9 protein-coding genes, 2 pseudogenes and 1 riboswitch are annotated in these 9,032 nt (G+C 47.9%); of the genes and pseudogenes, 8 read left to right on the top strand and 3 right to left on the bottom strand.

What is annotated here, in order from left to right; all coding sequences use genetic code 11:
* The 3 genes and pseudogenes from G470_RS0110420 to G470_RS0110410 all read right to left on the bottom strand — a co-directional run.
* Positions 1-244, bottom strand: a pseudogene (locus G470_RS0110420) (IS30 family transposase); the annotation flags it as partial.
* A gap of 168 nt (positions 245-412) precedes the next feature.
* Positions 413-1,684, bottom strand: a complete 1,272-nt coding sequence (locus G470_RS13395) for a carboxylate--amine ligase (RefSeq protein WP_051258551.1) — start codon at positions 1,682-1,684, stop codon at positions 413-415.
* A 273-nt stretch (positions 1,685-1,957) separates the two neighbouring features.
* Positions 1,958-3,490 carry a UDP-N-acetylmuramoyl-L-alanyl-D-glutamate--L-lysine ligase gene (locus G470_RS0110410; protein WP_240470673.1) on the bottom strand — a complete coding sequence of 511 codons (1,533 nt, stop codon included), beginning with the start codon at positions 3,488-3,490 and terminating at the stop codon, positions 1,958-1,960.
* Positions 3,491-3,732: 242 nt separating this feature from the next.
* On the opposite strand from G470_RS0110410, the gene G470_RS0110405 reads away from it, so the two are divergent.
* The 8 genes and pseudogenes from G470_RS0110405 (at position 3,733) to ehuA (ending at position 8,661) form a co-directional block, all read left to right on the top strand.
* Positions 3,733-4,185, top strand: coding sequence for a CopY/TcrY family copper transport repressor (locus G470_RS0110405; protein WP_028274756.1), 453 nt, complete (start codon positions 3,733-3,735; stop codon positions 4,183-4,185).
* Between the two features lie 2 nt (positions 4,186-4,187).
* Entirely contained in the window at positions 4,188-4,709 is a 522-nt protein-coding gene (locus G470_RS0110400; protein ID WP_028274755.1) for a heavy-metal-associated domain-containing protein, read from the top strand.
* Positions 4,604-4,966 (top strand): annotated as a pseudogene (locus tag G470_RS0110395) (HAD-IC family P-type ATPase); the annotation flags it as partial. The gene G470_RS0110400 and the pseudogene G470_RS0110395, both read left to right, overlap by 106 nt.
* Before the next feature lie 18 nt (positions 4,967-4,984).
* A complete protein-coding gene (locus tag G470_RS0110390; RefSeq protein WP_028274753.1) occupies positions 4,985-5,200 on the top strand; it encodes a heavy-metal-associated domain-containing protein in 216 nt (71 codons plus the stop codon).
* A gap of 130 nt (positions 5,201-5,330) precedes the next feature.
* A riboswitch (cyclic di-AMP (ydaO/yuaA leader) is annotated at positions 5,331-5,456 on the top strand.
* Between the two features lie 159 nt (positions 5,457-5,615).
* Complete coding sequence (ehuB, locus tag G470_RS0110385) at positions 5,616-6,506, top strand: ectoine/hydroxyectoine ABC transporter substrate-binding protein EhuB (RefSeq protein WP_051258550.1); 891 nt, start codon at positions 5,616-5,618, stop codon at positions 6,504-6,506.
* A gap of 35 nt (positions 6,507-6,541) precedes the next feature.
* Positions 6,542-7,189 carry an ectoine/hydroxyectoine ABC transporter permease subunit EhuC gene (gene ehuC / locus G470_RS0110380; protein ID WP_028274751.1) on the top strand — a complete coding sequence of 216 codons (648 nt, stop codon included), beginning with the start codon at positions 6,542-6,544 and terminating at the stop codon, positions 7,187-7,189.
* 1 nt (position 7,190) lies between these two features.
* Positions 7,191-7,850, top strand: coding sequence for an ectoine/hydroxyectoine ABC transporter permease subunit EhuD (gene ehuD / locus G470_RS0110375; protein WP_028274750.1), 660 nt, complete (start codon positions 7,191-7,193; stop codon positions 7,848-7,850).
* Positions 7,851-7,875: 25 nt separating this feature from the next.
* Positions 7,876-8,661: an ectoine/hydroxyectoine ABC transporter ATP-binding protein EhuA gene (gene ehuA / locus G470_RS0110370; RefSeq protein WP_084172178.1), complete on the top strand. Its 786-nt coding sequence runs from the start codon at positions 7,876-7,878 to the stop codon at positions 8,659-8,661.
* Positions 8,662-9,032: the final 371 nt, after the last annotated feature.

Raw genomic sequence — 9,032 nt, 5'->3', positions numbered from 1 at the left:
CGTTGATGTAATCAACTTCACCTTGAGGAAGTTGAATAGGTTTACGTCCACATTTTTGTTTGTTTTCTTTGTATTCTAGATAAATATCGATCGCTGTTTTACCCGTTTTCAACTTCCTGATTACTCTGTAGACTGCTTCATGACCTCGCTTAAGCTTTTTAGCAATCTCGCGACCACTGAGATTAATGGCAAAGTATTCTTCTATGAATATGAGTTCTGTTTTGGTAAGATGGGTGTACGACATGTATGGTGCACTCTCCTTAGCTTTGGTAGGTTAATTTGAGTGTATCATAACATGTCTTTTTTCTGTCTCGCTTAATTATACAATCCACGAAAATTACCTATTTTTTTCAATAATGAGTACAAAGAATTCCCTCCTGCCTGTGATGAAGAAGGGGCAGGAGGGAATGTCTCAAGTAGTGGCTTTTTTGACTTCTTTGGTTGAATTTCCCGGAGAGAAAGACTCACCGTATTCTTTGTATTTTCTGTAGTAGTTTTGCGTGCGCAGCCACATCTGAAGGTTGCGGCGGAATCCTTTGTCGCCTTTGTACAACAATGGATTGGCGTATTTTTTCTGTTTGAGCAGTTCGTTGACTTCTTCTTTGATGTCTTCATCTTCGACGAAATCGCGCAGCACTCGTTTCGATACGACGGTAAACAAGAACTCGTCTTTCAAGTACGACAACGATTTGTCTTTGTTGTAGATCAAGTCGTCGACCAAATATTCCGACAAGTGGTGTCCGCAGTAAGAAATGTAGGAACTGCCGCGTCCTTGACGCAAATTCACTTCAAACACTTTCAACTTGCCGTCGCGGGGATCGTATTTCATGTCGAAGTTCCCGTATCCTTGGTAACCGATGGCCTGCATCAAACGGACCAAGTTGTCCATCACTTCTTTGTCGTAGCGGACAATCATGGCGGTATAGGAGCCGGTGAGATGCGGAACGTGTTCTTGCAGAACCACTTGGGCCAGTGTGATCAACTGTGCTTCGCCGTCTTGGTTGGCATAGTAGACCGAGTCCCACAGATAGGTGTCGTCTCCTGGAATGAAGTCCTGGATGATCAGTTCATCTTTGTATCCGCCGGCGACGACGGTTTGGATGACTTGCTCCAATTCTTCCTGGCTGTACACTTTGTACAGCTTGTTCGTGTTGTGCATGCCTGTCGCTTGATAGGCGACCACGTTGCTCGGTTTGACGATCAAGGGGAAATCGAAATCGGTCGGTACCGCTCCCGGGTTCGCGCAATCATAGAAGTGAGTGTGCGGGATGTCCACGCCGTATTTTTCACACAACCGGTAAAAGTTCTTTTTATAGAACAACTGGTCACGCAATTCAGGGTCGACATAATTGAAGAGATAATCTTCCCGCAACGCTTCTTTGTTGGTCATGATGAGGTTGACGTAAACATCGTTGGCCCCGATCAAAATCAAAGAATCGTATGTTTGTTTGTATGTTTGGGCGATTTCTTTCATGTAATCCAGAAATGCCTGGTTGTCTGACAGGTTTTTGTTGTAATGGATTTTTTGGATGATGCTGCTGCCGTCAGTGAATCTCATTGGGGCTCTTCCGATCATGACCGGTTTGATTCCGTACCGTTCATGGAAAGAAGCGGCCATGGTGTAGCCGTTCATGTCAGTCCCCAAGATTACAGGCAAAAAACGCTTTTTGGCTTGTTGTTCCATAGTATGGTCTCCTTACGCAGGGATGCTTTCTTTAAGTATATACAATTTAATGAGAACGTTTTTCTTTTTTTAGAAAAATGATTTATAGATATAATAAGTCCTTTTAGTATCATACCACTACCTATAAAGAGAAATCAATTGCGACTATTTTAACTCGTTTGAATTTTTTGTGTATGGGGTTGTATTAATACAGAAATGGAGGATTTTTTGAATGCCGCAAACAGGGAGCGGACAAAAAACAGCCCATGAACGGCGCGGTTCATGGGCATGAGGTTATTTTTCAGTTTGTTGGATAAATGCTTTCACAATCGCATTGTCTCCTTGATAAGGGATGCGTTTGCCTTTGGTGATCTGGTAGCGGTCGTCGCCTTTTCCGGCGAGTACGACGGCATCTTTTGGACCGGCCGAAGAAAGCGCATGGTGAATCGCTTCTTTGCGGTCTTCGATGAACGTCACATCGATGGTTCCTTCTATATATGAGGCGATTTCTTTTGCGATATCGGCCGGATTCTCCAAATCAGGGTCGTCCGATGTCAACACCACCACATCGCCGATGGAAGATAATACTTTTCCGAAATCTTTTCGACGGGAAAGACCTTTGCCTCCTGGGGCGCCGAGCACCACAAACAATTTCCCGTCTGGCGTTTCACTTTTAACGTATTCCAACAGTTTTTTCAAACTGATGTAGTTATGGGCGTAATCGACGTACACCGGGCTGCCGTTCGGTTGGATGAAGGTTTCCATTCTTCCCGGAACGACCGCTTCTTTCAATCCTTCGCGGGCATCTTCTTGGGAAGCGCCTAAAAGAGCGCCGATGATCAAGGCGGCCAGGGCGTTGTCTTTGTTGAAGTCTCCAAGCAGTTTGATGGAGTAGTCCCCAGAAATATTCAAGGCATCTCCTGTGTGACTGTTGACGGTCAAGGTGACGGCGTCTTTCGCAACGGCTTCGATAAAGTAATCGGTACCGGGGTGATCTTTTCCGTAGACGATGACTTCGCTGCTTTGGTCTGCCGCCTGTTCATGCAGCAACGGGAAGTGTTTGGTTTCGTTGAACAAGACCACTTTGTCGGAATGGGCCAACAGCTGGCGTTTGCAGAATAAGTAGTCTTCCAACGTTGGGTGTTCGCTCGGTCCGATATGGTCGGGTGAGATGTTTAAGAAGACACCGACATCAAACCGCAGTCCGTACACACGATCGAGCTTGTACGCCTGTGATGATACTTCCATCACCAAGTTCCGCATGCCGTTTGCCGCTGCTTCCGCAAGCATCCGGTACAGATCAAGAGATTCAGGTGTAGTCAGTTTCGACTTGATGGATGTTTTCCCGTCAAGGGAGGTATTAATGGTAGAAATAATTGCATTTTGTTTTGGATACGCGTGATCCAAAATCGATTTTACGAAGTAAGTGGTAGTGGTTTTGCCTTTTGTGCCGGTGATGCCGACCATGCGCAGTTTTTCCTGCGGGTGTCCGTAAAACTCCCGAGCAATCAGCGCCATGGATTTGCGGATATCCGATACGATGATGCCGGGAACGTCCGCTTCTTCATAGATGGTTTCCGATACATAACAAGCGGCACCCTGCCGGACAGCTTCCAGCAGATACGCTTCTTTGAATGTAGCGCCTTTGCAAAAGAACAATGTGTCTGGTTGTACGTCTTTGGAATCATAGGTGATGTGCGTGAAGTCGGACGGTACGCTTTCAGAATCCGAGAGCGTATAATGCCAGTTACCGCCTTGTACAATTTCTCTGAACAAACCTTCTTTTTTCAATAACTGCTGAACCTCAGCAAAAGATAAGGAATACACGGGTATGGCCTCTTTTCTACGTATGTTTATTTAAGGGTAGTTTTTCTCTTCAAAAAAATGAAACGAAATCGGTACAAATCACGTTCATTATATAGCAACAAGGAAACCAATGACAACCATGGATTGTTCAGCTTGGAAAAAAGCCGTTTTTTCTTTTTGTGAAGTGGCGGTTGACACTTTTAGATTACAAGTGCAAACTATAGTTAATGATTACGAATGTAAACGAAGAAAGGAGCTTTCGTATGGCGACGAAAGAAGCTGCACCAATCAGTGCCGCCGAATGGGAAGTGATGCGGGTTGTCTGGACCGCAGAAAAAACAACAAGCAAAGAAATCAGCGAGGTATTGAATGAAAAGATGAAGTGGAAACCGGCCACCACCAAAACATTGATCGGACGTCTGGTGAAAAAAGGGTTGCTCCACACGGAAGCGGAAGGACGGCGCTATGTCTACTCGCCGGCGGTATCCGAATCCGAGAGCATCCGAGAAGCATCTGAAGACCTGCTACAGCACATCTGCAACAAAAAGGTCGGAAAAACGTTGGCCGGGATGTTGGAAGAAGCCACCCTCAGTCAGGAAGATATCCATATGTTGGAAGAACTATTAAAAGAAAAGAAAAAAACAGCACCGGAAGAAATCATGTGTGATTGCCTTCCGGGACAGTGCGACTGTCATCACGAAATGAAAGGGGCGTAGACATGGCGAAGAAAACATTACTGGTAGAAGGCATGTCATGTGCCGCGTGCTCCCAGACGGTGGAAAAAACAGCCGGAAAAGTACCGGGAGTCACACATGCGGCCGTCAATTTGGCGACAGAAAAATTGAACATTGAATACGATGAATCCACCTTTTCATTGGACGAGTTGCAACAAGCCGTCGGTGATTCAGGATACCAGGTGGTTCCGCAAGAATCAGCGGCCCAAACATTTGCTGTTGAAGGCATGACGTGTGCATCGTGTGCGCAGACCGTGGAAAAAGCGGCCGCCAAGCTGAATGGAGTGGAGGAAGCTTCGGTGAATTTGGCAACCGAGAAGATGACCATTACTTACAATCCACTGGAAGTGGCTCCGTATAATATCACAGCGGCGGTGGAAGCGGCGGGTTATGGCGCGGTGTTGGAAACGGCATCAACGATGCGCCGGCTTTGGCACAAGCTGATATCGGCATTGCCATCGGTTCCGGGACAGATGTGGCTGTCGAGTCCGCAGACATCGTTTTGATGCGCAATGACTTGACCACCGTCTTGACCGCCATCGATTTGAGCCATGCGACCTTGCGGAACATCAAACAGAACCTGTTTTGGGCGTTTGCCTATAACATCATCGGCCTGCCGATTGCGATGGGCTTGTTGCATATCTTCGGCGGTCCGCTTTTGAACCCGATGTTTGCAGCAGCAGCGATGAGCTTCAGTTCTGTATCGGTCCTGGCCAATGCCTTGCGCTTGCGCAAGTTCAAACCGGAAACAATCAACGCGTAAAAAATAGGAGGAATGACAATGAAAAAAGTAGTAACAGTAGAAGGCATGAAGTGCGCAGGATGCGCCAACGCAGTGAAAAGTAAATTCGAAGGTGTGGACGGCATCCAGAATGTCACCATCAACCTGGATGACAACTCCGCTCTGGTGGAAAGTGAAACAGATGTAACAACGGACGCACTGAGCAGTGCCTTGGCAGACACCGGTTATACCGTGACAAGCGTCACCCGTGCATAAGACAAATAGACCAAAGCACCGATGGGAGAATTCTCTCATCGGTGCTTTTTTTACATAAAAAGACGTGAGCCGATTCTTTGACGCTCGGAAAATGTCTGTGGTACGGTAAAAAAGGATTGTCGTGCAAAAATTGAATAAACTGCTGAGTTTCTTAAGAAAGCGGGGGAACCATCTTTGGGGTGAATCATTCGAAATGGAATGTAGGGAGCAATCCCGAATCCGTCAGCTAACCTCGTAAGCAAGTGTGGAAGGATAAATTGTAAATATTGTACTTATTTCACCATCTTTAAAATATATCCGACTTGTTGTTTTCTTTGGGATCAGCAGATGACTGCTGGTCTTTTTTTATTTTTGTATCTTCACTAGGAAAAGCAGAACATTCAATAAACCAGAAAAAAAGAAGGAGGAAGGTCGAATGTTAAATGGAAAAAAGAAGCATGGATGGCTGTTGTCTCTGTTCATGGTGTTCGCTGTGGCGTTGGCCGGATGCAGCGTATTGGGCGCGGAAAACCCGGAAGAAACTACTTTGGAGAAAGTCCAGCGCGAAGGATACGTGACGGTGGGATTTGCCAATGAGAAGCCGTATGCGTACATGAATTCGGATTTAGAATTGACGGGGGTATCGGTGGAAATTGCCCGCACCATCATGGAGAATTTGGGGATCGGTGAACTGAGAGGTGTATTGACGGAATTTGCTTCGTTGATTCCAGGGCTGCAGGCCAAGCGGTTTGATATGGTCACCGCCGGGATGTTCATCACCCCCGATCGAGCAGCCGCTGAAGCCGTTCAGTTTGCGAACCCGGAATTTACGATAGGAGAAGCACTGGCGGTTGAAGCGGGCAACCCTCTTGAGTTGCATTCGTATGAAGACATCGCAGAAAATGACGAAGCGTTGGTGGCCGTACCATCCGGAACAATTGAATACGACTACCTCATCCAATCCGGTGTTCCAGAAGACCGGATTGTCACCGTGCCGGATCTCGCATCGGCGTTGTCGGCTATTCAATCCGGTCGTGCGGATGCCATCACTGCCACGCAGCCGGCTTTGCAGGCGACATTGGATACCGCCGGAGACGAGTCGCTCGAGCGGGTGGAAGACTTCCAGCAGCCGGTAATCGATGGCGATCCGGTGCAGGACTATGGCGCGACGGTTTTCCGGGATGCGGACCAAGAATTTATCGCTGCATGGAACGAAGAACTGAGAAAATTGGAAGAATCCGGTGAGCTGCTGGAAATTTTGGAAGAATTCGGCTTCACCGAAGAAAACCTTCCGCAAGGCATTACAGCTGAAGAAGCCGTGGAATGAGACGGAAGGGACGAAATGAAAGGACGTGAGAACGGATGAACTTTTGGGAAATAGTCGTGTTCCTTGTGCGGGAAGGCGTCGGCGTCACCATCGCCTTAACCATATTGTCTGCCATAGTGGCATTGGTTTTGGGATTTGCGGCCGGCTTGGCAAAACGTTCGCCTTACGCGGTCGTGAGGGGAATCGCACATATCTATGTGGAAGTATTTAGAGGCACTTCTTTGTTGGTACAGCTGTTTTGGATTTATTTTGTCCTGCCGATGTTTGGCCTGACGTTATCTGCCATGACGGCCGCTGTTGTGGCGATTGGGCTGAACTTTGGGGCGTATGTGTCTGAGGTGGTCCGAAGCGGAATCGAGTCGGTTCCGGAAGGGCAGCTGGAAGCGAGTGTGGCACTCAATCTGTCGAAACGCCAGCGGATGCGGCGTGTGGTGTTGCCGCAAGCGTTCATCTTGATGCTGCCGAACTTGGGCAATCAATTGATTGAATTATTTAAAAGTACGTCTCTCGTTTCATTGATTACGTTGACGGATTTGACGTATCAAGCCAATCTGTTGAACGGTTCGACGTTGGAAACCACAAAAATCTATACGGCCTTGCTGTTGATTTACTTTGTCCTCGCGTGGCCGTTGACCAAAGGGATGCAACTGCTGGAACGTAAACTGACGGAAGGGAGGTATTGACATGTGGGATTGGAATTATGCTTTGTCGATTGTGCCAGACCTTTTATCGGCAGTCGGTCTGACCATCGCCGCAACCATCGTAGGTTTTTTCCTGGCGGTCATCTTGGGATTGGTGTTTACGCTATTGGTGCGTTCGGACAACAAAGTGGTGTCTGGAATCGCAAACGGCATCATCAAATTTGTTCGCAACACCCCGCTTCTTGTGCAATTGTATTTCATTTTTTATGTCTTCCCACAATTTGGATTGACCTTGTCTCCGTTTGTGGCAGGGGTGTTGGGACTGGGCTTGCATTACAGCACGTATCTTTCAGAAGTGTTCCGAAGCGGAATCGACTCTGTTCCCCAAGGGCAGTGGGAGGTGGCCACTGCGTTGAACTTCACCAAACGCAAGACATGGACGCGGATCATTTTGCCGCAATCCATCCCTCCTGTCCTCCCGGTGATCGGCAACTATTTCATCACCATGTTTAAGGAAACGCCGCTTTTGTCAGCCATCACATTGACGGAAATCTTGCAGACGGCGAAAAACATCGGAGCGGGAACTTTCCGATATGTGGAGCCATTCACGCTTGTCGGGGTGTTGTTCCTGCTGTTGAGTTACCCGGCGTCTTTACTGGTCAAGCAGGCTGAAAAACGAATCGCAGAGAAATACTCAGTATAAAACGAACGATAAAGGAGGAAACGAAATGACTGAACCCATTGTGCGGTACAACAATGTATCCAAATCCTTCGGCGATTTGGAAGTTTTAAAAGGAATTGATTTTGAAATTTATCCGGGCGAGAAAGTGGCGCTCATCGGCCCGAGTGGCTCAGGGAAAACCACATTCGCACGTTTGTTGATGACATTGGAAGAAATTACGAAAGGCACCATCACCGTTCACGGCGAAAACCTCTGGCATGAAAAAGGAAAAGACGGCGAACTGGTGCCGGCTTCAGAGGAGCACTTGCGGAAAGTGCGTTCCCATATCGGGATGGTCTTCCAACACTTTCATTTGTTCCCGCATATGACCGTGCTGGAGAACGTCACCGAGGCTCCCATCACCGTCAACGGCATGGACAAAGCAGAGGCGGAAAAAGAAGGAAAAGCGATGCTGGACAAAGTAGGGCTGTTGGAGAAAGCAGATACCTACCCGGCCCAGCTCTCAGGTGGTCAAAAACAGCGTGTGGCGATTGCCCGGGCTCTGGTCATGAAACCGGAAGTCATGATTTTTGACGAACCGACTTCCGCTCTGGATCCTGAACTGGTGGGCGAAGTGCTGGAAGTCATCAAGGATATCGCCGAAGAAGGGAACATGGCGATGCTGTTGATCACCCATGAAATGGATTTTGCCATGGAAATTGCCGACCGCGTGGCATTTTTCGAAGAAGGGCACATCCGGGAACAGGGAGCACCGGAAGAGCTGTTGAACAATCCAGAAACACCGCGTTTGAAAGAGTTCCTTTCGCGCTTCAATGCGACTAACATAGAATGAACCCCAAAAAGGACCGCCGGAAACGGACGGTCCTTTTTTAGTGCGCCCGGCATGGGCGACAACTTGGTGGTGAAAGTCCACTACAGACTTGGCAGTAGGAACTGTTAGCGAAAGTCAAGGGTGTCCGCCGTGAGGCGGAATCTGAAGGAAGACGGACGCAAATGCTTGCACTGACGAACAGAAACTTCATACAAAGGCTGAATCAGGACGGATGAGCTTGCTAAACAAAGTGAAGTCCGATACTGCCCGAATCCTGTACAGTAAATGGAGCAGTGACATGAGCAGAAGGTTGTCGTTCTTACCCGGGGAGGTCTCGTCAGCGCTTAGTAGTAACAACGAATGGCGAGAAGTCAGCCGAGGTCATAGTAGGG

The organism is Atopococcus tabaci DSM 17538 (assembly GCF_000429585.1).
GTDB lineage: Bacteria > Bacillota > Bacilli > Lactobacillales > Carnobacteriaceae_A > Atopococcus > Atopococcus tabaci.
Note: the sequence above shows the minus strand (reverse complement) of the source record. Positions and strands in the feature narration are given on the sequence as shown.

Coding starts and splice junctions, on each gene's coding strand:
- G470_RS13395 (WP_051258551.1), bottom strand. CDS start 1,684: ATGGAACAACAAGCCAAAAAGCGTTTTTTGCCTGTAATCTTGGGGACT.
- G470_RS0110405 (WP_028274756.1), top strand. CDS start 3,733: ATGGCGACGAAAGAAGCTGCACCAATCAGTGCCGCCGAATGGGAAGTG.
- G470_RS0110400 (WP_028274755.1), top strand. CDS start 4,188: ATGGCGAAGAAAACATTACTGGTAGAAGGCATGTCATGTGCCGCGTGC.
- G470_RS0110390 (WP_028274753.1), top strand. CDS start 4,985: ATGAAAAAAGTAGTAACAGTAGAAGGCATGAAGTGCGCAGGATGCGCC.
- ehuB (WP_051258550.1), top strand. CDS start 5,616: ATGTTAAATGGAAAAAAGAAGCATGGATGGCTGTTGTCTCTGTTCATG.
- ehuC (WP_028274751.1), top strand. CDS start 6,542: ATGAACTTTTGGGAAATAGTCGTGTTCCTTGTGCGGGAAGGCGTCGGC.
- ehuD (WP_028274750.1), top strand. CDS start 7,191: ATGTGGGATTGGAATTATGCTTTGTCGATTGTGCCAGACCTTTTATCG.
- ehuA (WP_084172178.1), top strand. CDS start 7,876: ATGACTGAACCCATTGTGCGGTACAACAATGTATCCAAATCCTTCGGC.